Genomic DNA, 21613 nt, shown 5'->3' on the forward strand with positions numbered 1-21613 from the left:
TTTCGACTGCGCCGGAAGTGGGGCGAATTATAGACGTCCAGGATTTGCCGTCAACACCTTTCTTCACAATTCTGTCATATCGGTCAAAAAGGCCGCAAAAACGCGAAAGCCGGCCCCAAGGGGCCGGCTTTCAACGCGTCTTACAAGCTAGGGAAGGCAAACTGTGACGCTTCATGACTGGCCCGTTGCGGCCAGCGCTGGGTAATAGCCTTGCGCCGGGTATAGAAACGCACCCCATCCGGCCCGTAAGCATGCAAGTCGCCAAACAGCGAGCGCTTCCAGCCGCCAAAGCTGTGGTAGGCCACCGGCACCGGCAGTGGAACGTTCACGCCGACCATGCCCACTTCAATCTCGTCACAGAACAGACGCGCCGCTTCACCGTCACGGGTGAAGATGCATGTGCCGTTGCCATACTCGTGATCGTTGATCAGTTGCATCGCCGCTTCCAGGCTATTGACCCGCACCACGCACAACACCGGCCCGAAGATCTCTTCTTTATAGATACGCATCTGCGGCGTCACGCGGTCAAACAAACTGCCGCCGAGGAAGAACCCCTGCTCATGCCCGGCAACGCTCAAGCCACGACCATCGACCACCAGCTCAGCGCCCGCGGCCACACCGTCTTCTATATAGCCGCTGACCTTATCCCGCGCCTGGCCGGTGACCAGCGGCCCCATATCCAGGCCGCACGAGGTGCCCGCGCCAATCTTCAGCGCCTTGACCTGCGGCACCAACTTGGCGATCAATGCATCCGCCACCTGGTCACCCACACACACCGCCACCGAGATCGCCATGCAACGCTCGCCGCAGGAACCGTAGGCCGCGCCCATCAAGGCACTGACCGCATTATCCAGATCGGCATCCGGCATCAGCACCGCATGGTTCTTCGCGCCGCCCAGCGCTTGCACGCGTTTGCCGCGCTTGGTCGCTTCGGCGTAGATGTACTCGGCAATCGGCGTCGAACCCACAAAGCTCAAGGCCTTGACCTCCGGCGCTTCGATCAGCGCATCCACCGCGCCCTTGTCGCCATGCACCACGCTCAGCACGCCCTTAGGCAGGCCGGCCTCCTGCAGCAATTGCGCGATCAACAGCGTCGAACTCGGATCACGCTCCGACGGTTTGAGGATAAAGCAGTTGCCGCAGACGATCGCCAGCGGGTACATCCACAACGGCACCATCGCCGGGAAGTTGAACGGGGTAATCCCGGCCACTACGCCCAACGGCTGGAAATCCGACCAGGCATCGATGTTCGGCCCCACATTGCGGCTGTACTCGCCCTTGAGAATTTCCGGCGCCGAGCACGCATACTCCACGTTCTCGATGCCACGCTTCAATTCCCCCGCCGCGTCTTCCAGGGTCTTGCCGTGCTCCTCGCTGATCAACTGCGAGATGCGCGCTTCGTTCTGCTCCAGCAACTGCTTGAAACGGTACATCACCTGGGCACGCCTGGCCGCCGGCGTATTACGCCAGGCCGGGAATGCGGCCTTGGCCGAGTCGATCGCGCGCTGGATGGTTTCGCGACTGGCCAGCGGCACCTGGTGAATCACCTGGCCGGTGGACGGGTTGTACACATCGGCAGTGCGACCGGATTCGCTGACCAATTGGCCGTCGATCAAATGCTGGATAAGGCTCATGCAGGGCTCCTGAAAAGTTGTTCTATATAGAAGGAGAAATCAGTCGATCTTGTTCAGCACTTCGCCGACGGCATCGAACAGGCGATCCAGGTCCTGCGGCTTGCTGTTGAAGGTTGGCCCGAACTGCAGGGTGTCGCCGCCAAAACGCACGTAGAAACCGGCTTTCCACAAGGCCATGCCAGCCTCGAACGGACGAACGATGGCATCACCGTCACGCGGGGCAATCTGGATCGCGCCGGCCAGACCGTAGTTGCGGATGTCGATCACGTTCTTGCTGCCCTTCAAACCATGCAGTGCATTCTCAAAGTGCGGAGCGACTTCGGCTACGCTCTGCACCAGGTTTTCCTTCTGCAGCAGGTCCAACGCCGCCAGGCCAGCCGCGCAGGCTACCGGGTGTGCCGAGTAGGTGTAGCCGTGGGGGAATTCCACCGCGTATTCCGGCGTCGCCTGGTTCATGAAGGTCTGATAGATCTCGCTGCTGGCAATCACCGCGCCCATCGGGATCGCACCGTTGGTGACTTGCTTGGCGATGCACATCAGGTCCGGGGTCACGCCGAAGCTGTCGGCGCCGAACATCGAGCCGGTACGGCCGAAACCGGTGATCACTTCGTCAAACACCAACAGGATGTTGTGCTGGTCGCAGATTTCACGCAGACGCTTGAGGTAACCCTGTGGCGGCACCAACACGCCAGCGGAGCCGGCCATCGGCTCGACAAAAACGGCAGCGATGTTCGACGCGTCGTGCAACTCGATCAACTTGAGCAGTTCATCGGCCAGGGCAATACCGCCCTGCTCCGGCATGCCGCGCGAGAACGCATTGCTCGCCAGCAAGGTGTGAGGCAGATGGTCAACATCCATCATCGCCTGACCAAACATCTTACGGTTGCCGTTGACGCCGCCCAGGCTGGTGCCGGCGATGTTCACCCCGTGATAGCCACGGGCGCGGCCGATCATCTTGGTCTTGGTAGACTGGCCTTTTAGGCGCCAGTACGCACGCACCATCTTCACCGCCGTATCGGCGCACTCGGAACCGGAGTCGGTGAAGAACACATGGTTGAGGTTGCCCGGGGTCAGGTCGGTGATTTTTTCCGCCAGTTGAAACGACAGCGGATGACCGTATTGGAAGCCCGGCGAGTAGTCCAGCGTACCCAGTTGCTTGGCGACCGCTTCCTGGATTTCCTTGCGGGTGTGCCCGGCGCCGCAGGTCCACAGCCCCGACAACGAATCGTAGACCTTGCGGCCCTTGTCATCGGTCAACCAACTGCCTTCGGCGGCCACGATCAGGCGCGGGTCACGCTGGAAGTTACGGTTGGCGGTGTAAGGCATCCAGTGAGCGTCCAACTTCAGTTGGCTGGCCAGGGACGAAGGGGCGTTTTCGGACATGTTCATCAGCAAAACCTCGCAAGGCAAAAAGCAGCGCCGGGATTGAAAAGCGTTCTTGCAGCTAAATTGCCACGGGGATAAAGTCTGTGAAATCCAACTCTTCTAACCTTCAGTCAGGCCCCGACTAAACTATGAGCATCCGTCGACCCGACCCCCTGGCCCAAGTCAGCGACTTCGATATTCGCCTGTTGCGCATCTTTCGCAGCGTGGTGGAGTGTGGCGGCTTCTCGGCGGCGGAGACCGTGCTCGGCATCGGCCGCTCGGCCATCAGCCAGCAAATGAGCGATCTGGAGCAACGCCTGGGATTGCGCCTGTGCCAGCGCGGGCGTGCCGGATTCTCGCTGACCGAGGAAGGCCGCGAGGTCTATCAATCGGCACTGCAACTCTTGAGCGCCCTGGAAAGCTTTCGCACCGAGGTCAACGGCCTGCACCAACATTTGCGCGGCGAACTGATCATCGGCCTCACCGACAACCTCGTCACCCTGCCCCACATGCGTATCACCCATGCCCTGGCGCAATTGAAGGAACGCGGCCCGGACGTGCAGATCCAGATCCGCATGATTGCCCCCAATGAAGTGGAACAAGGCGTGCTCGACGGCCGCCTGCATGTCGGCGTGGTGCCCCAGGCCAGCGCGCTGTCCGGCCTGGAATACCAGGCGCTGTACAGCGAACGCTCGCTGCTCTACTGCGCCGTCGGCCACCCGCTGTTCTATGCCGACGACAAGCAGTTGGAGGATGGACGCATCGACGACCAGGATGCGATCGCCCCCACCTTCCGCCTGCCCGCCGAGATCCAGGCCCACTACCAGGCCCTCAACTGCACCGCCAGCGCTTCGGACCGCGAAGGCATGGCGTTCCTGATCCTCACCGGCCGCTACATCGGCTACCTGCCCGATCACTACGCCAGCCTGTGGGTGCAACAAGGCCGACTACGCGCGCTGAAACCGGCTACACGTTTTTACGATTTAAGCCTGGCATCGGTCACCCGCAAGGGGCGGCGCCCTCATTTGGTGCTGGAAAGTTTCCTCGACAGCCTGGCGGCAACCCGCTAATTCGGGCCTCGCACAAAAAGCTGAGCAAGTGGACAGCTTTTTGCAAGAGCACAAGGACCTAGAACCGTCCGACTCGAGTTTGCCCGCCATGCCACCAGAAACGTCCAGCCCCAGCGACCTGATCTACGGCCTCAACGACCGCCCAAAACCCCTGCCCGCCCTACTGGCCGCCCTGCAACATGTATTGGCCGCCTTCGTCGGCATCATCACGCCGCCGCTGATCATCGGCTCGACCCTGGGCCTGGCGGCTCACCTGCCGTACCTGATCAGCATGGCGCTGATGGTGTCCGGTGTCGGCACTTTCATCCAGGCGCGTAGGCCGTTTGGCATCGGCGCCGGCATGATCTGCCTGCAGGGCACCAGCTTTGCGTTTCTCGGCGCCGTGCTGTCGGCGGGCTTCCTGGTCAAGCAACGCGGCGGCAGCCCGGAAGACATCCTGGCGATGATCTTCGGCGTGTGCTTTTTCGGCGCCGCCGTACAAATCGTGCTGAGCCGTTTTATCGGGCAACTGCGCCGGGTGATCACGCCGCTGGTCACCGGCATCGTGATTACTCTGATCGGCATCAGCCTGATCAAAGTGGGTATCACCGACCTCGGCGGCGGGTTCAATGCCGCCGATTTCGGCGCGCCCATCAACCTGGCACTGGGCCTGTTCGTGGTGTTGACGATCATCCTGCTCAACCGCTCGAACACACCCTGGGTACGCCTCTCGGCGATCATCATCGGCCTGGCCCTCGGCAGCCTCGCGGCCTGGTTCAGCGGCAAACTGGTGCCCCAGGCCCTGCCCGACCTGCCGTTGATCAGCCTGCCGATGCCGTTTCGTTATGGTTTCAACTTCGACTGGAGCGCCTTCCTACCCATCGCGCTGATTTATCTGATCAGCAGCATCGAAACCGTGGGTGACCTCACCGCCAACTGCATGATCGCCCGCCAGCCCATCAGCGGCCCGTCTTATATAAACCGGCTCAAGGGCGGCGTACTCGGCGACGGGGTGAGCTGCATGATCGCCGCCACCTTCAGCGCGTTCCCCAACACCACGTTCGCTCAGAACAATGGCGTGATCCAACTCACCGGTGTGGCCAGCCGCTATGTCGGCCTGTACATCGGCGTGGTGCTGTTTTGCCTCGGCTTGTTTCCATCGATCGGCGCGGTGCTGCAGCAAATCCCCAAACCGGTATTGGGCGGCGCGACCCTGGTGATGTTCGGCAGCGTGGCGGCGGCCGGCGTGCGTATTCTCGCCCAGGCGCCGCTGGACCGACGCAGCATGCTGATCATCGCCACCTCGTTCGGCGTCGGCCTGGGCATTGCCGCCCAACCGAACCTGCTGCACTTGATGCCGACGCTGGTGCAAAACCTGTTCGACTCGGCCATCACCAGCGGCGGGCTGACCGCCATCGCATTGTGCCTGTTACTGCCGGAAGCCAAAGCGAGCCCCGCAGCAAACGGCGCGCCACATGGCGATACGCTGGAACCGCTTTGAGGGTTTTATTGCATCAGGACTTGTCTGAGGCTTGAGGGTGGGTTATCTGTGCATACATCGTCTCTATCGATCAGCACGGAAACCTCCATGAGCCTCGAAGTTCCTGCCCACAGCACCCACGCCGGGAAGCCCGCCAGCCGCATTCGGCAAAAGAACGAGCAAGCGATTCTTCAAGCGGCCGAAGACGAGTTCGCGCGTCACGGCTACAAGGGCACCAGCATGAACACCATCGCTGCCAGCGCCGGGTTGCCGAAGGCCAACTTGCACTACTACTTCACCAACAAGATGGGCCTGTACGTCGCGGTGCTCAGCAATATCCTCGAACTGTGGGACAGCACCTTCAACGCGCTGACCGCCGAGGACGACCCGGCCGTGGCCCTCACCCGCTACATCCGCACCAAGATGGAGTTTTCCCGACGACAGCCCCAGGCCTCGCGGATCTTCGCCATGGAGATCATCAGCGGCGGCGAATGCCTTACTGAATACTTCGGCCAGGACTACCGCGCCTGGTTCAGTGGCCGGGCGGCCGTGTTCCAGGCCTGGATCGATGCCGGCAAGATGGACCCCATCGACCCCGTCCACCTGATCTTCCTGCTGTGGGGCAGCACCCAGCACTATGCCGACTTCGCCAGCCAGATCTGCCGCGTCACCGGGCGCACCAAGTTGACCAAACAAGATATGGAAGACGCCGGCACCAACCTGATCCACATCATTCTCAAAGGCTGTGGCATCAAGCCCGCCCTCTAGACGACACCGCCTATGCCTTTCACCCTCACCGGCCTTTGCGAATTCCGCGAAGAAATTCGCAAAAGCCGCTTCATCACCCTGGCCGCACCGATCACCAGCGCGCAAGAAGCCCAGGCGTTCATCGAGCAGCACAGCGACCTGAACGCCACGCACAATTGCTGGGCCTGGAAACTCGCCGACCAGTACCGCAGCAACGACGACGGAGAACCTGGCGGCACCGCCGGGCGACCGATCCTCGCCGCCATCGAGGCCCAGGGCTTCGATCAGGTGGTGGTGCTGGTGATTCGCTGGTACGGCGGCATCCAACTGGGCACCGGCGGGCTGGCGCGGGCGTATGGCGGCGGCGCGAACAAATGCCTGCAAACCGCCGAGCGCATCGAGCTGATCAGCCGCGTGCCGTTGAGCTGCGACTGCGGGTTTTCCGAACTGAACCTGGTCAAGTTGCGGGTCGCCGAACTCGGCGGGCTGGTACTGGAGGAACACTTCACCGCCAACGGCGTGGAGCTGCAACTGGCCCTGGGCGAAGCACACATCGACACCCTGCAAAACCAGCTTGCCGACCTGAGCCGGGGGCGTATCCTGCTGCAACGTTGAAACAGCTAATGTTGTTCGCTGAACGCCCTGAACCGCGACGTCAAAGGAAGCTCTTCATGTCTACGCCAAAAAACGCACTGATCATCGGCGCCTCACGCGGGCTGGGCCTTGGCCTGGTCAAGCAATTGCTCAAGGATGGCTGGGACGTGACCGCCACCGTGCGTGACCCGAACAAGGCCGACGCCCTGAAAGCCGTTGGCCCGGTACAGATCGAGAAACTCGACATGGACGATCAGCAAGCCGTGATCGCCCTGAGCCAGCGCCTCAAGGAACGCACATTCGACCTGCTGTTCGTCAACGCCGGCGTCAAGGGCCCGGCGAACCAGGAACCTGGCCACGCCACCCTGGCGGAAGTCGGCCAGTTGTTCTTCACCAACGCCGTGGCGCCGATCAACCTGGCCCAGCGCTTTGTCGGGCAGATCCGCAAAGATTCCGGCGTGCTAGCGTTCATGAGTTCAGTCCTGGGCAGCGTGACCATCCCTGACGGTTCCGAGCTGGCGCTCTACAAGGCGAGCAAGGCCGCCCTCAACTCGATGACCAACAGCTTCATCACCCAACTCGGCGAGCAAAAAATGACCGTGCTTTCCCTGCACCCGGGCTGGGTGAAGACCGACATGGGCGGCGAAAACGCACTCATCGACGTCGAGACCAGCGTGCGCGGCCTGCTCGATCAGGTGAATGCCTACACCGGCAAAGGCGGCCACCACTTCGTGGACTACCGGGGCCATACCATTCCCTGGTAAGCCGCCATCAAAGGTGGGAACACGCTTCTCGAGAGCAGCGCGTTCCTACCGGTAGACCGGATCTAGAACTACACGTAATCTAGCCACCTCGCCCTCACCGGCGACCCTGGATCAGCAGACAGGGCAACACTGAGCTGGCAAACCTGAACCCATCATTCAGAGGAGCCGGCCCATGCCTGCGACCCGTATCTGGTTAAAAAACCCCCTCGCGATTTTCACTGCCAATGGCCTCGATGCCCGTGGCGGCCTGGTGCTGCAAGACGGTGTGATCAGCGAACTGCTGGGCATCGGGCAAGCGCCTGCACAGCCCTGTACACAGGTGTTCGACGCCCGCGAACATGTGGTCTTGCCGGGGCTGATCAATACCCATCATCACTTCTACCAGACCCTGACTCGCGCCTGGGCGCCGGTGGTCAATCAGCCGTTGTTCCCGTGGCTGAAGACCCTGTACCCGGTGTGGGCGCGGCTGACCCCGGAAAAACTCGCCCTGGCCAGCAAAGTCGCGCTGGCGGAATTGCTGCTCTCAGGCTGCACCACGGCGGCAGACCACCACTACCTGTTCCCGGACGGCCTGGAACATGCCATCGACGTGCAAGTCGACGTGGTGCGCGAACTGGGCATGCGCGCCATGCTCACTCGCGGCTCCATGAGCCTGGGCGAAGCCGACGGTGGCTTGCCGCCGCAGCAAACCGTGCAACAGGGCGCGGTGATTCTGGACGATAGCCAGCGCCTGATCCGCCAGTACCACGAACGCGGCGACGGCGCGCAGATCCAGATCGCCCTGGCGCCCTGCTCGCCGTTTTCCGTCACCCCGCAAATCATGCAAGCCAGCGCCGAACTGGCCGCGAGCCTCGACGTGCGCCTGCACACGCACCTGGCGGAAACCCTCGACGAGGAAGACTTCTGCCTGCAACGCTTCGGCCTACGCACCGTGGACTACCTCGACAGCGTCGGCTGGCTCGGCCCGCGCACCTGGCTGGCCCATGGCATTCACTTCAACCCGGATGAAATCGCCCGCCTGGGCGCCGCCGGCACCGGGATCTGCCATTGCCCAAGCTCGAACATGCGCCTGGCCTCCGGCATCTGCCCGACCCTGGACCTGCTCGCCGCCGGTGCCCCGATCGGCCTGGGCGTGGACGGTTCGGCCTCCAACGATGCGTCGAACATGATCCTCGAAGCCCGTCAGGCGCTGTACATCCAGCGCCTGCGTTATGGCGCGGAAAAAATCACCCCGCAAGGCGTGCTGGGCTGGGCGACCAAAGGCTCGGCGCAGTTGCTCGGTCGTTCGGATATCGGTGAGTTAGCCGTAGGAAAGCAGGCCGATCTGGCGCTGTTCAAGCTGGACGAACTGCGCTTCTCCGGCAGTCACGATCCGATTTCGGCGTTGCTGTTGTGCGGCGCCGACCGGGCCGACCGGGTGATGATCGGCGGGCAATGGCGGGTGATCGACGGCCAGGTCGAGGGCCTCGACCTCAAAGGCTTGATTGCCGATCACAGCCAGGCCGCCCGTAACCTGATCAATCCCTTGTAGGAGCGAGCTCGCTCGCGAAAAACGTCAACGCTAACGCAGGTGTTCTGATTCACACGGCGCTCTCAGATTATTCGCGAGCAAGCTCACGCCTACACCCCTAACAACGACAACATGATAAAGGTCGCAAACAACACAAAGTGGGTCATCCCTTCGATGGCGTTGGTTTCGCCATCGTTGAGGTTGATCGCACTGACGATCAGCGTGATCAACACCATCACGCTTTGCACCGGCGTCATCGCCATCTGGAACGGCTGGCCGGTGTAGAGCGCCATCGCTTCCATCACCGGCACCGTCAGGATCACCGTCGACAACGATGCGCCCAGTGCAATGTTCACCACCGACTGCATGCGGTTGGCCAGGGCGGCGCGCAAGGCGGTCAGAATCTCCGGTGCCGCCGAGATGGCCGCGACCACAATCGCCGTCACCACCGGCGGTGCGCCCGTGCCTTCCAGGCCCAGGTCGAGGGTCTTGGACATCACCTCGGCCAGCGCGCCAATCACAATCACCCCGAACACCAGCGTACCGATGGAAAATGCCAGGTTCACCGGCGGCGCCTGTTCTTCCGGCAACGTCTTGCGGCGTTTTTCCGGGTAGCTGTAGCTGAAGAAATAACTGTGCGGGCCCACCTGCATGCGCAGGAACAGGGTGTAGAGCACCACCATCGCGCCGATGGTGAAGGCCGAGTAAATTTTCCAGTCCGCTTCGGGGATGAATTCCGGCACCACCATCGACACGCCCATGGCGGTGAGGATCATCACACTGTAGGTGCGCGCCGAATCGTCATTGTAGGACTGTTCGCCGTGCTTGATGCCCCCCATCAGCGCGGCCAGGCCGAGGATGCCGTTGATATCGAGCATCACCGCCGAGTAGATGGTGTCGCGCACCAGGGTCGGCGACGGTTCGTTGCTCATCATGATCGCCAGGATCACCACTTCCACCAGCACGGCGGCCAGGGTCAGGATCATGGTGCCGTAGGGGTCGCCGACCTTTTCCGCCAACTGCTCGGCATGGTGAGCGACGCGCATCGACGCCACCACGATAAAGCCAATCAGCGCCAGGCCGGCCAGCAGCGCGACCATTTGCCCGTTATGGAGCATCCAGTGCTCCAGCGGGTACGCGGCGACGGCGGCGATCAGCGCCAGCAGCATGAATTTTTCTTGCTTGAGAGAGGTGAGCATTGCGGGCCTTTTGTGCGGCAAATCAGTCATTGACGGGGTACAGACTGCAGTACATCGCTAACGTTTCGTTACATCTTAGTTCGCAGCGCCCCTGCGCGAATAGATCCAATACTCTCCTCTTGGTCAGGTTTTGCCGATTATTTCAGTCATGGTCTGTAGAATGCCGCCATTGCACCCGATGAGATTTTAGACATGTACGATTGGCTCAACGCCCTGCCCAAGGCTGAACTGCACCTGCACCTGGAAGGCTCGCTGGAGCCTGAGCTGCTGTTCGCCCTGGCCGAGCGCAACAAGATTGCGCTGCCATGGAACGACGTCGACACCCTGCGCAAGGCCTACGCCTTCAACAACCTGCAAGAGTTTCTCGACCTGTATTACCAGGGCGCCGATGTATTGCGCACCTCCCAGGATTTCTACGACCTGACCTGGGCCTACCTGCTGCGCTGCAAAGCGCAGAACGTGATCCACACCGAACCCTTCTTCGACCCGCAAACCCACACCGACCGTGGCGTGCCGTTCGAAGTGGTGCTCAACGGCATCGCCGCCGCGCTCAAAGATGGCGAGCAGCAACTGGGCATCACCAGCGGCTTGATCCTCAGCTTCCTGCGCCACTTGAGCGAAGCCGAAGCCGAGAAAACCCTCGACCAGGCGCTGCCGTTCCGCGATGCGTTCGTGGCCGTGGGCCTGGACAGTTCGGAAATGGGCCACCCGCCGAGCAAGTTCCAGCGTGTGTTCGACCGAGCCCGCAACGAAGGCTTCTTCACCGTGGCCCACGCCGGCGAAGAAGGCCCGCCCGAGTACATCTGGGAAGCCCTCGACCTGCTGAAAGTCCAGCGTATCGACCATGGCGTGCGCGCCATCGAAGACGAGCGCCTGATGCAACGGATCATCGACGAACAGATCCCGCTGACCGTGTGCCCGCTGTCCAACACCAAGCTGCGCGTGTTCGACGACATGGCCCAGCACAACATCCTCGACATGCTCGAGCGTGGGGTGAAGGTGACGGTGAACTCGGACGACCCGGCGTACTTCGGCGGTTACGTCACCGAGAACTTCCATGCGCTGTACACCGCCCTGGGCATGACCCAGGACCAGGCCAAACGCCTGGCGCAAAACAGCCTGGATGCGCGGCTGGTGAAGCCCTGACGGCGTAAACCGCGACTGACAATGTGGGAGCCAGCGCGCTCCCACATTCGTTGTGGATTGCCGGTTAAATCTCGCTCAACTCTTCCAGGGTCTTGCCCTTCGTCTCCATCCCAAACACCCACACCACCAGCGCCGCCACCGCAAAGCACAATGCGCCCAGGGCAAACACCCCGCCCTGCCCGGTAATCGGGAACACCAGCCCGGTCACCAACGGCCCGAGCAACGACCCGACCCGCCCGATCGCCGAAGCGAACCCGGCCCCTGTCGCCCGCGCCGAAGTGGGATACAACTCCGGCGTGTAGGTGTACAGCACCGCCCACATGCCAAACAGAAAGAACTGCATCAACAACCCCGAGGCGATCAGCAGGCCGACATTGCCGCCGAACACCGCGCTTTGCCCATACAGAAACGCCATCACCCCGCCGCCGAGCAAGGTCACGACGCATACCGGCTTGCGCCCCCAACGCTCCACCAGCCAGGCCGCCATCAGGAAGCCGGGAATCCCGCCCAGGGAAATGATCACCGTGTAATACACCGACTGGGTCACCGCAAACCCCGACTGCTGCAGCAAGGCACTCAACCAGGAAGTGAGCCCATAAAAGCCGAGCAAGGCGAAGAACCACACACTCCAGATCATCATCGTGCGCTGGCGATACTGCGCCGACCATAATTGCTGGAACGCCGAGAAGAAGTTGCCCGGCACACTCTCCACCCGCGGCAGGCGAATCGGCTGCGGCAACTCGGCGCGGCCCAGGGAGTCGCGCACTTTCGCCTCGATCCCCAGCAACACCTTATCCGCCGCCGCATGCCGCCCGGCCTGCTCCAGCCAGCGCGGCGACTCCGGGATAAAAAACCGGATCGCCAACACAAACACCGCCGGCACCGCCAGCACCAGGAAGATGTCGCGCCAGCCGATCAGCGGCAGCAAAAAGTACGACAGCACCCCCGCCGCCACAAAACCCAACGGCCAGAAGCCATCCATCAACGCGATATAGCGCCCGCGCCCCTTGGCCGGAATCAGCTCCGAGAGCATCGACTGCGCGATCGGAAACTCCATGCCCATGCCAATGCCGAGCAGGATGCGAAACAGCGTCAGCGTCTCCACCGTCTGCGCCGTGGAACATAAGTAGCTGGCGATCCCCCACAACACGATGCTCCACTGGAACACCGGCTTGCGTCCGAAGCGATCGGCGAGCATCCCGGACAACGACGCGCCCACCACCATGCCGAAAAAACTCGAACTGGCCAGCAAGCCAGCCTGGGCCGTGCTCAGGCCGAACTCGGCTTTGATCGAGCCGAGCAGGAAAGTCATCATCGCCAGATCCATGGAGTCGAAGAAAAACGCCAGGGCGATGATGATAAAAATGACTCGGTGGTAACCGCTGATGGGCAACCGTTCCAGCCGTTCTGCCGCGCTATAGCCGTGCGTACCCATGCCCCATCCCCTGTGTGAATAATCCCCTCTGGGAGTGTGGGCCATGGTTTTTCCGGGTTATTGCTGGGTGCGACCTGATCGCAACTCTGAACGACGTCATCCGGGTCAGAGCGCGTCGGGCACGGCCAACCGGGTGATTTCCGCCAACCCGGTGTCGCTGACGAGCAAGGCGCGGGACTCGTTGACCGCACGGATCCAGTTCGACTGCAAAAACAGTTGCAATAGCCCGGCTCCCAGCGCGCCGCCCAGGTGCGGTTGCTGCTGGCTCCAATCGAAACAGTCGCACACCAGCGGCAAGGCCAGCGCCTGGGTGAAAATGCCCAGGCCGGCCAGGTGCTGCGCGCCTTTGACCGTGACTTGGGTGCGGAGCTCGTGGCGCTCGATCCAGCCGGCCGCGATCATCCGCTGATACAGTTGCGCCGCCAGCTCGCCGCCGAGGTGCCCATGGCATAACCGCGCATGGCGCAGCGGGGCCGGCGCCGCCAGGGTCAGCGGTGAAGCCTGCGGTGCGCTGCGCGCCGCACTGGCCATGGTGGTGCTGGCCAAGGCATCGATGGCGGTGCTGACATCCGCCGCCGCCACACGAAACAACCGCTTGCCGCGACGCGCTTCGACACGCAGCAAACCGCCGCCGGTAAGCCGCGCCAGATGGGCGTTCGCCGAGGCCGGCGACAACCCCGTGAGCGTCGCCAGTTCCTGGGAAGACTTGGCCGAGCCGTCCATCAAGGCCCAGAGCATGGCGGTGCGTTTTGGCTCGGCGAGCAAGCTGGCAATCTGACTGATGCAAGGTGCCTGTTCCATGTGTTCACTCCTTGTTAAATCATTTCTCTGCTGTGGTTGGCGCCAAAGTATAGGTGCGCAAGCAGCCAGTTCCCCGGCGTCTGACAGCGCGGATAGGGACAGGATCTGAGTGAAATTTCCGGCTTTAGTGGAGGCTATTACGCACTGGTGAATTGTTCCGACCACTGCGCGGTCAATGTCGCACAACGGGACACGAGCATTTCCCGCAGCAGGTTGATGGGCTTACTCAACTGCGCACGATGCGCGCATAACAGGTTGAGCGGCGTCCGCTCGCCGCGCAGCTCAGGCAGAATCACGCGCAAGCGTCCGGCGCGGACGTCGCTGCTCACATCCAACCAGGACTTGTAGGCGATGCCCACCCCGGCGACAGCCCATCGCCGTACCACGTCAGCATCGTCACTGAAGCGGTCGCCGCCGACAGTCAGGCTGACTTCGCGTTTGCCGTCATGAAACGTCCAGTGGTCATGCACGCGAGTGCCGAGCATATACAGCAGGCAATTGTGCTGGGCCAGTTGCTCCAGATGCCGCGGTTCGCCGTGGCGCTCGAGATAACTGGGGGCCGCGCACAGCACGCGCACGTTATCCGGCGCGACGGGCAGCGCGACCAGGCTGGAATCCTCCGGTTCGCCATAGCGCAGGGCGATATCCACCGGCTGGCGGAACAGGTCGGCAATGCGGTCGCCCAGCAACAGGCGCACCGTCAGTTGCGGATAGTCACGCTGGAACTCGTCGAGCCAGGGCAACAGCTGGTTGCGACCAAAATCCGAGGGTGCCGACAGTTGCAGCACACCGCTGACATGGTCCTGGCCACTGGCCAATAACCGCCGCCCTTCGTCCAGCGAGCTCAGTGCGGCACGCGCATATCCGAGAAAACCGTCCCCTTCAGCGGTGAGGCGCAGGCTGCGAGTGGAGCGCGCCAGCAAGCGCGTGCCCAGTTGCTGTTCGATACGCTTCAACGCCGCGCTGGCCACCGCCGGCGACAGGTCCATGACCCGCGCCGCGGCCGACAGACTGCCCAGGTCCGCTGCGCGCACGAACAACTGCAAATCATCAAAGCGCAGCATCCAATCCCACCCATTATCAAAATATTGTTGAAACAGACTGCTGTTTTAGCCGCTTTTATCTGCATCGGAAATAGCCAATCATCTGCCCATCTCATACAGCCCGTGTCAGGAATCGAATATGTCCGCTGCCTTTAACGTCATCGCCACGCTGATCGCCAAACCTGGCCAACAACACACCCTCGAGTCGCTGCTGCGCGGCCTGCTGGAACCGACCCGCCAGGAAGCCGGTTGCGAACAGTACGACCTGCACCAGGACCTGCAACATCCCGAGACGTTCTACATGCTCGAACGCTGGCGCGACGACGCGGCCCTGGCCGACCACGACCAGAGCGCACACATCCAGAGTTTCCGCGCCAAGGCCGCCGACGTACTCGCGCACTTCGAACTCAAGCGCCTGAAATTTCTTGCCTGATCACCGCGTTTTTTTGTAGGAGCGAGCTTGCTCGCGAAAATCGTAAACGATGACGCCGCGCTTTTGATTCAGCGCGGCCCCTGTGAGTTTTTCGCGAGCAAGCTCGCTCCTACAGTCAACTCCCTACTTCTGGAGCCCCCATGAAAGCCATTGCCTACTACACCTCACTGCCGATCACCGATCCGAAATCCCTGCAAGACATCGAGCTGCCGGAACCGGTCGCCGGCCCGCGCGACCTGCTGGTGGAAGTCAAAGCCATCTCGGTCAACCCGGTGGACACCAAGGTCCGCCAGAACGTCGCCCCGGAAAACGGCGCCGCCAAGGTGCTCGGCTGGGACGTGGCCGGTGTGGTCAAGGCCGTCGGCAGTGAAGTGACGTTGTTCAAGGCCGGTGACAACGTGTTCTACGCCGGCTCCCTGGTACGCCCGGGCGGCAACAGCGAACTGCACACCGTGGACGAGCGCATCGTCGGCCATATGCCCAAGAGCCTGGGTTTTGCCGACGCAGCCGCCTTGCCGCTGACCGCCATCACCGCCTGGGAACTGTTGTTCGAACGCCTGCAAGTGCGCGAGGGTAAAAAGGACGAAGGCCAGAGCCTGCTGATCGTCGGCGCTGCCGGCGGCGTGGGGTCGATCCTGACCCAATTGGCCAGCCAGCTCACCGCACTGAAGGTCATCGGCACCGCGTCGCGCCCGGAAACCCAGGCCTGGGCCAAGGCCCTTGGCGCTGACCTGGTGATCGACCATAGCCAGCCGCTGAGCGAAGCTCTGAAACACGCGGGTGTGGCGCAGGTGACCCACGTCGCCAGCCTGACCCAGACCGACCACCATTTGGATCAACTGGTCGAAGCCTTGCAGCCCCAGGGCAAGCTGGCGCTGATCGACGATCCGAAGGCCCTGGACGTGAGCAAACTCAAGCGCAAGAGCCTGTCGCTGCATTGGGAGTTCATGTACACCCGCTCGATGTTCGAGACGCCGGACATGATCGAGCAACACAACCTGCTCAATCGCGTCGCCGAGCTGATCGATGCCGGCACCCTGAAAACTACCGTGGGCGAGCACTTCGGCGTGATCAACGCCGAGAACCTACGCCGCGCCCACGCGCTGCTCGAGAGCGGCAAGGCCAAGGGTAAGATCGTGCTGGAAGGGTTCTGAAAGAGGTCTGTCAGTGTCGTCCGTCATTCGTGTAAGTGATGGACGACACCACTAGTCAGGGAATTGACCTTTGTCATCATTGTGAACGTATTCGGGTTTATATTGGCGGCCTTTGCCACGATTCTTTTACGTGAGGAAGTCAGCAATGAAGATCCTGATAAAAGCGTTAGCAAAATCCCCGGGCAATAAATGGCAGGTCCGTCTCGACGGCGAAGCCATCACCTTCCGCAGTGAGGCCGAAGCCCGCGCCTTCGCCGAGACCCTGCAAGCGCGCATCCAGGCGCCCCACCGTTTCCCACTCGACCAGCAACGCTCCGCCGCCGCTGGCTGACGTCTTTCAGACCTGCGCCTGTAGGGCACGTGCCCGTTGCAGGCGCTGGGTCGACAGTGCAATCGTCACCGCCAAGACCCCGCACAAGCTGATGACCATCGCCATCGGCATCGCCGTGCCGTCGTGCAACACGCCCACCAACGAAGCCGCCCCCGCTGCCACGCCGAACTGAATGCAACCGAGCATTGCCGAGGCGCTACCGGCTCGCGCGCCCTGCCCGCTCATGGCGCAGGCCGAGGTGTTGGGCAAAATGCAGCCCAGGCTGGCGATGCAGATAAACAGCGGCACCAGCAACGGCCACAACGCATCGGTGCGCAAGGCCGCGACGCCGAGCAGCGCCAACGCCGCCAACATGTAGAGCCACACCGTGCGCGACAGCAAGAACGCCGGCCCGCGCTTGGCGAGCAAGCGCGCATTGACTTGGGCCATCAGAATAAAGCCGGCGGCGTTGGAGCCGAATACCCAGCCGTAATGCTCGGCGGGCACGCCATAGAGTTTGATGAATACGAACGGTGAACCGGCAATGTAGGCAAACATCCCGGCAATCGAAATGCCCCCGGTCAGGGCGTAACCGAGGTAGACCCGGTCCGACAACAGGTCGATATAGCGGCGCAGCGACCCGGACAACGGTTGCCGAGGCTGATGGGCCGGAAAGGTTTCCGGCAAACCGACCGCCACCGCGATCGCGGCCATCACGCTGAACACCGTCAGGGCCAGGAAGATCGACTGCCAGCCCCACACCCCGACCATCAGCCCGCCCGCCAATGGCGCAAGGATCGGCGCCAGGCCGGTCACCAGCATCAGTTGCGAATACACCTTGGCCGAGGTCACCACATCACACTTGTCGCTGACCACTGCGCGGGAAATCACCATGCCCGCACAACCGCCGAGGGCCTGCACGAAGCGTGCGCCGATCAGCCATTCCAAAGACGGCGCGTAGGCGCAGGCGAAGGAGGCCAGCGTAAACAACGTGACCCCGCTGAGCAGCGGCACACGACGACCAAAGCGGTCCGCCAGCGGGCCGTAGATCAATTGGCCGATGGCCAGGCCGCCGAAATACACCGCCAAGGTCAGCTGGATATGTTTTTCATCGGTGGCGAACGCCGTCGCCATCGCCGGGAAACCCGGCAGGTAAAAGTCGATCGCCAGCGGCGCGAAGGCGCTCAAGGCGCCCAAAATCAGGAGTATGCGCAGGTTCATCAGGCACCCAAGTATGTCGGCAGCCCGACAGTCTAGCCGCGCTTGGGTGCGTTGAACATTACGATAGCTCGCTAACTATTAAATCAGGCGACGCTGTAGCCTTCTTCACGGATCAAGCCGGCGATCACGTCGCGGCTCAACTGGCTTTGCACGCTGACTTGCTTGGCCGCCAGGTCGACTTTCACTTCGGCTGCCGGGTCCTGATTCTGCACCGCCTGGGTCACTGCCCGGACGCAATGGCCGCAGGTCATTCCTTCAACGTTGAATACTTGCATGACATGACTCCTTTAATGAGGGTGGACGCAGTGTCGACCTTGCCACGATGGCAAGGTCAAGCGGCAAAAATAGCCGCCGGGCTGGTATTCGGTGACGCAGTCGGCCAAGCTTCACCCATCTTTGATGTGAACCACGGAGCATTCGCCATGCGCTGGTCGTTTTTTGGCCTTGTCGGCCTGATGAGTTTGTCTGCCGCTGCGCCCATGGCCAGCGCCGCCGAAGACTACGCGGTGTTGATCATTTCCCGCGAACGCCTGGAAGTACCGACCAACTGCGAGATCGGCCTGTACATCCAGGACCAGTTGGCCGGGCGCCTGTTCCAGGAACAGTCCACCTCGTTCAACCTGCCGGCCGGCAATGTGTCGCTGCGCCTGAAGCTGCTGCCGGGCCAATCGTCGGGTTGCCTGCCGGGCCTGTTGGCGCCACCCGCGCAGAACATCACGCTGAAGGCCGGTGATGTGCGCAAGTTGCGCATCGCCCAAGGCCAGGAAGGCATGTACCTCAAACCTGCGGCATTGGAATACTAAAGACGCTTGACCTTCCCCACAGGTCAAGGTTGATCCTAGGGGCAACTTCTTCAGGAGGACTGCCCCATGAATGGAACCACCACGTTTGACCTGCCCATCGGCGGCATGACCTGCGCCAGCTGCGCCGGGCGTGTCGAGCGCGCGCTGGGCAAGGTGCCGGGGGTGCAACGTGTCAGCGTGAACCTGGCCAACGAGCGCGCCCATATCGAGGTGCTCGGCCAGATGGACCCCGCCGTGCTGATCGCCGCCGTCGACAAGGCCGGCTACAGCGCGTCGCTGCCCCAAAGCGAAACCAAGACCGATGCCGATCAAGCCCAGCGCCTGCACCACGAGCGTTGGGCGCTGCTGCTGGCGATTGTGCTCGCGTTGCCGCTGGTGCTGCCGATGCTGGCACAGCCCTTCGGCCTGCACTGGATGCTGCCGGCCTGGGTACAGTTCGCCCTGGCCACACCGGTGCAGTTCATCTTCGGTGCGCGCTTTTACATCGCCGCGTGGAAAGCCGTGCGCGCCGGCGCCGGCAATATGGACTTGCTGGTCGCGATCGGCACCAGCGCCGGTTACGGTCTGAGCCTGTATGAATGGCTCACCGCGCCCGTCGGCAGCATGCCGCACCTGTATTTCGAAGCCTCGGCGGTGGTGATCGCCCTGGTGCTGCTCGGCAAATACCTGGAAAGCCGCGCCAAACGCCAGACCGCCAGCGCCATCCGGGCCCTGGAAGCCTTGCGCCCGGAGCGCGCGATTCGGGTGGTTGACGGCCGCGAAGAAGACGTCGCGATCAACGCGCTCAAGCTCGGCGACCACGTGCTGGTCAAACCCGGCGAGCGCTTCCCGGTGGACGGGGAAGTGGTGGACGGCCAAAGCCATGCCGACGAAGCGCTGATCAGCGGCGAAAGCCTGCCAGTGCCGAAACAACCGGGTGACAAGGTCACCGGTGGCGCGATCAACGGCGAAGGGCGCTTGCTGGTCCGCACCGTGGCCCTCGGCGCGGAAAGCGTGCTGGCGCGCATCATCCGCCTGGTGGAAGACGCCCAGGCGGCCAAGGCACCGATCCAGAAACTGGTGGATAAAGTCAGCCAGGTGTTCGTGCCGACGGTGCTGGTGCTGGCTTTGCTCACGCTGCTCGGCTGGTGGCTGTATGGCGCTTCGCTGGAGACTGCGATCATCAATGCGGTCGCCGTGCTGGTGATCGCCTGCCCGTGCGCCCTGGGCCTGGCCACACCGACTGCGATCATGGCCGGCACCGGCGTGGCAGCGCGTCACGGCATCCTGATCAAGGATGCCGAAGCGCTGGAGCGCGCCCACGCCGTCAGCGCGGTGGTATTCGACAAAACCGGCACGCTCACTTCCGGCACGCCGAAGATCGCCCACTTGGCGGCAGTCGACGGCAACGAACCGCTGCTGCTGCAACAGGCCGGCGCCTTGCAACGCGGCAGCGAACACCCGCTGGCCAAGGCGGTGCTGGATGCCTGCCGCGAACAGGGGCTGAACGTGGCCGATGTGAGCGCCAGCCAGTCCCTGACCGGGCGCGGCATTGCCGGCACCCTCGACGGTCGGCCGCTGGCCCTGGGCAACCGCCGTCTGCTGGAAGACAACGGGCTGGACGCGGGCGCACTGAACGCTTCGGCCAAGGCCTGGGAGGCCGAAGGCCGCACCTTGTCCTGGCTGATCGAGCAAGGCGCGCAACCGCGGGTACTCGGGCTGTTCGCTTTCGGCGACACTCTCAAGCCCGGTGCGCTGGAAGCCGTGGCCCAACTCAAGGCGCGGCACATCAGCAGCCATTTGCTCACCGGCGATAATCGCGGCAGTGCGCGGGTAGTCGCCCAGGCGCTGGGCATCGACGATGTCCACGCCGAAGTGCTCCCGGCCGACAAAGCCGCCACCGTCGCCGAACTGAAAAAAACCGGCGTGGTGGCGATGGTCGGCGACGGCATCAACGACGCCCCGGCCCTGGCCGCCGCCGACATCGGCATCGCCATGGGCGGCGGCACCGACGTGGCCATGCACGCTGCCGGCATCACCCTGATGCGCGGCGATCCACGCCTGGTGCCGGCCGCGCTGGAGATCAGCCGCAAGACCTACGCAAAGATCCGCCAGAACCTGTTCTGGGCCTTTGTGTATAACTTGATCGGTATTCCCCTGGCGGCATTCGGCCTGCTCAACCCGGTGTTGGCCGGCGCGGCGATGGCCTTGTCCAGCGTCAGCGTGGTGAGCAATGCGCTGTTGTTGAAAACCTGGAAACCCAAGGATCTGGAGGACCCACATCCATGAGCATGAACATCGGCCAGGCGGCGCGTTCAAGCGGTTTGAGCGCCAAGATGATTCGCTACTACGAATCCATCGGCCTGCTCAAAGCCGCCCATCGCACCGAGAGCGGCTATCGCGTGTACGGTGCCGACGACTTGCACACCCTGGCGTTCATCAAGCGCTCGCGGGACCTGGGGTTTTCATTGGAAGAAGTCGGCAAGCTGCTGACGTTGTGGCAGGACCGGCAACGGGCCAGCGCCGATGTGAAGGCCTTGGCGCGCCAGCATATCGAGGAGCTGAACCAAAAGATTCTGGAGCTGGGGCAGTTGCGCGATACGTTGCAGGACCTGGTGGAGCACTGCCACGGCGATCAGCGGCCGGACTGTCCGATTCTCAAGGAATTGGCGTCGGGTGGTTGCTGCGCCTGAAAGAGGTAAGAGGTGTACACAAAACCAATGTGGGAGGGGGCTTGCCCCCGATAGCGGTGGACCAGTCAATACACGTATCGACTGACATGGCGCTATCGGGGGCAAGCCCCCTCCCACATTTTTAGATCTTCTATTGCCTGAAGATCACTTCCGCACGTCGGGAGGTTGCTGCGCCTGAAGGGGGTAAGGGGTGTACACAAAACCAATGTGGGAGGGGGCTTGCCCCCGATAGCGGTGGATCAGTCAATATACG

The 21613-nt window shown here is 62.5% G+C and carries 21 protein-coding genes; 13 read left to right on the forward strand and 8 right to left on the reverse strand.

The genetic code is table 11. The features are described from left to right. Positions 1-140 precede the first annotated feature (140 nt). Positions 141-1634, reverse strand: a complete 1494-nt coding sequence (locus NR164_RS26855) for a CoA-acylating methylmalonate-semialdehyde dehydrogenase (RefSeq protein ID WP_017849625.1) — start codon at positions 1632-1634, stop codon at positions 141-143. A 39-nt stretch (positions 1635-1673) separates the two neighbouring features. Continuing rightward, entirely contained in the window at positions 1674-3023 is a 1350-nt protein-coding gene (locus NR164_RS26860) for an aspartate aminotransferase family protein (RefSeq protein ID WP_017849626.1), read from the reverse strand. Between the two features lie 125 nt (positions 3024-3148). Here NR164_RS26860 and NR164_RS26865 point away from each other — a divergent pair, with 125 nt between their 5' ends. The 6 genes from NR164_RS26865 to NR164_RS26890 all read left to right on the forward strand — a co-directional run bounded on the left by NR164_RS26865 (position 3149) and on the right by NR164_RS26890 (position 9164). After that, positions 3149-4069 (forward strand): LysR family transcriptional regulator, encoded by a 921-nt coding sequence (locus NR164_RS26865; RefSeq protein ID WP_017849627.1) that lies wholly within the window; start codon positions 3149-3151, stop codon positions 4067-4069. A gap of 88 nt (positions 4070-4157) precedes the next feature. Next, positions 4158-5549, forward strand: coding sequence for a uracil-xanthine permease family protein (locus NR164_RS26870; protein ID WP_046384831.1), 1392 nt, complete (start codon positions 4158-4160; stop codon positions 5547-5549). An 87-nt stretch (positions 5550-5636) separates the two neighbouring features. Continuing rightward, positions 5637-6296, forward strand: a complete 660-nt coding sequence (locus NR164_RS26875) for a TetR/AcrR family transcriptional regulator (protein ID WP_017849629.1) — start codon at positions 5637-5639, stop codon at positions 6294-6296. A gap of 12 nt (positions 6297-6308) precedes the next feature. After that, positions 6309-6890 carry a YigZ family protein gene (locus NR164_RS26880; RefSeq protein WP_017849630.1) on the forward strand — a complete coding sequence of 194 codons (582 nt, stop codon included), beginning with the start codon at positions 6309-6311 and terminating at the stop codon, positions 6888-6890. Positions 6891-6946: 56 nt separating this feature from the next. Continuing rightward, the gene (locus tag NR164_RS26885) at positions 6947-7633 is read left to right on the forward strand and encodes an SDR family oxidoreductase (protein WP_256823499.1); all 687 of its coding nucleotides are present in this window, start codon (positions 6947-6949) and stop codon (positions 7631-7633) included. Positions 7634-7805: 172 nt separating this feature from the next. Next, positions 7806-9164, forward strand: coding sequence for an 8-oxoguanine deaminase (locus NR164_RS26890; RefSeq protein ID WP_017849632.1), 1359 nt, complete (start codon positions 7806-7808; stop codon positions 9162-9164). A gap of 89 nt (positions 9165-9253) precedes the next feature. Here the strand turns inward: NR164_RS26890 and NR164_RS26895 are convergent, their stop codons facing one another. Next, on the reverse strand, positions 9254-10342 hold the full coding sequence (locus NR164_RS26895; RefSeq protein ID WP_046384832.1) for a calcium:proton antiporter: 1089 nt from the start codon (positions 10340-10342) through the stop codon (positions 9254-9256). A gap of 192 nt (positions 10343-10534) precedes the next feature. Between NR164_RS26895 and NR164_RS26900 the strand changes: the two genes are divergently transcribed. Further along, positions 10535-11488, forward strand: coding sequence for an adenosine deaminase (locus tag NR164_RS26900; protein ID WP_017849634.1), 954 nt, complete (start codon positions 10535-10537; stop codon positions 11486-11488). 64 nt (positions 11489-11552) lie between these two features. Here the strand turns inward: NR164_RS26900 and NR164_RS26905 are convergent, their stop codons facing one another. The 3 genes from NR164_RS26905 to NR164_RS26915 form a co-directional block, all read right to left on the reverse strand. Then, a complete protein-coding gene (locus NR164_RS26905) occupies positions 11553-12923 on the reverse strand; it encodes an MFS transporter (RefSeq protein WP_046485746.1) in 1371 nt (456 codons plus the stop codon). A gap of 105 nt (positions 12924-13028) precedes the next feature. After that, positions 13029-13724 carry a helix-turn-helix transcriptional regulator gene (locus tag NR164_RS26910; RefSeq protein ID WP_046384834.1) on the reverse strand — a complete coding sequence of 232 codons (696 nt, stop codon included), beginning with the start codon at positions 13722-13724 and terminating at the stop codon, positions 13029-13031. A gap of 137 nt (positions 13725-13861) precedes the next feature. Next, entirely contained in the window at positions 13862-14788 is a 927-nt protein-coding gene (locus NR164_RS26915) for a LysR family transcriptional regulator (protein ID WP_017849637.1), read from the reverse strand. A gap of 118 nt (positions 14789-14906) precedes the next feature. Between NR164_RS26915 and NR164_RS26920 the strand changes: the two genes are divergently transcribed. From NR164_RS26920 to NR164_RS26930, 3 genes are all read left to right on the forward strand, one after another. Next, complete coding sequence (locus NR164_RS26920; protein ID WP_017849638.1) at positions 14907-15200, forward strand: putative quinol monooxygenase; 294 nt, start codon at positions 14907-14909, stop codon at positions 15198-15200. Positions 15201-15340: 140 nt separating this feature from the next. Then, positions 15341-16354 (forward strand): zinc-binding alcohol dehydrogenase family protein, encoded by a 1014-nt coding sequence (locus tag NR164_RS26925; RefSeq protein ID WP_201021770.1) that lies wholly within the window; start codon positions 15341-15343, stop codon positions 16352-16354. A 145-nt stretch (positions 16355-16499) separates the two neighbouring features. After that, positions 16500-16685 carry a hypothetical protein gene (locus NR164_RS26930; protein ID WP_017849641.1) on the forward strand — a complete coding sequence of 62 codons (186 nt, stop codon included), beginning with the start codon at positions 16500-16502 and terminating at the stop codon, positions 16683-16685. Positions 16686-16691: 6 nt separating this feature from the next. On the opposite strand, the gene NR164_RS26935 is transcribed toward NR164_RS26930, so the two are convergent. Further along, the gene (locus tag NR164_RS26935; RefSeq protein ID WP_256823500.1) at positions 16692-17885 is read right to left on the reverse strand and encodes a multidrug effflux MFS transporter; all 1194 of its coding nucleotides are present in this window, start codon (positions 17883-17885) and stop codon (positions 16692-16694) included. Positions 17886-17968: 83 nt separating this feature from the next. Continuing rightward, positions 17969-18160: a heavy-metal-associated domain-containing protein gene (locus tag NR164_RS26940; protein ID WP_017849643.1), complete on the reverse strand. Its 192-nt coding sequence runs from the start codon at positions 18158-18160 to the stop codon at positions 17969-17971. A gap of 147 nt (positions 18161-18307) precedes the next feature. Between NR164_RS26940 and NR164_RS26945 the strand changes: the two genes are divergently transcribed. The 3 genes from NR164_RS26945 to cueR all read left to right on the forward strand — a co-directional run bounded on the left by NR164_RS26945 (position 18308) and on the right by cueR (position 21360). After that, positions 18308-18688: a hypothetical protein gene (locus tag NR164_RS26945; RefSeq protein WP_256823501.1), complete on the forward strand. Its 381-nt coding sequence runs from the start codon at positions 18308-18310 to the stop codon at positions 18686-18688. Positions 18689-18754: 66 nt separating this feature from the next. Continuing rightward, entirely contained in the window at positions 18755-20956 is a 2202-nt protein-coding gene (locus NR164_RS26950; protein ID WP_046384838.1) for a cation-translocating P-type ATPase, read from the forward strand. Positions 20957-20958: 2 nt separating this feature from the next. Beyond that, positions 20959-21360, forward strand: coding sequence for a Cu(I)-responsive transcriptional regulator (cueR, locus tag NR164_RS26955; protein ID WP_256823508.1), 402 nt, complete (start codon positions 20959-20961; stop codon positions 21358-21360). Positions 21361-21613: the final 253 nt, after the last annotated feature.

It is taken from the genome of Pseudomonas sp. Pse79, assembly GCF_024519615.1.
Classification (GTDB): Bacteria; Pseudomonadota; Gammaproteobacteria; order Pseudomonadales; family Pseudomonadaceae; genus Aquipseudomonas; species Aquipseudomonas veronii.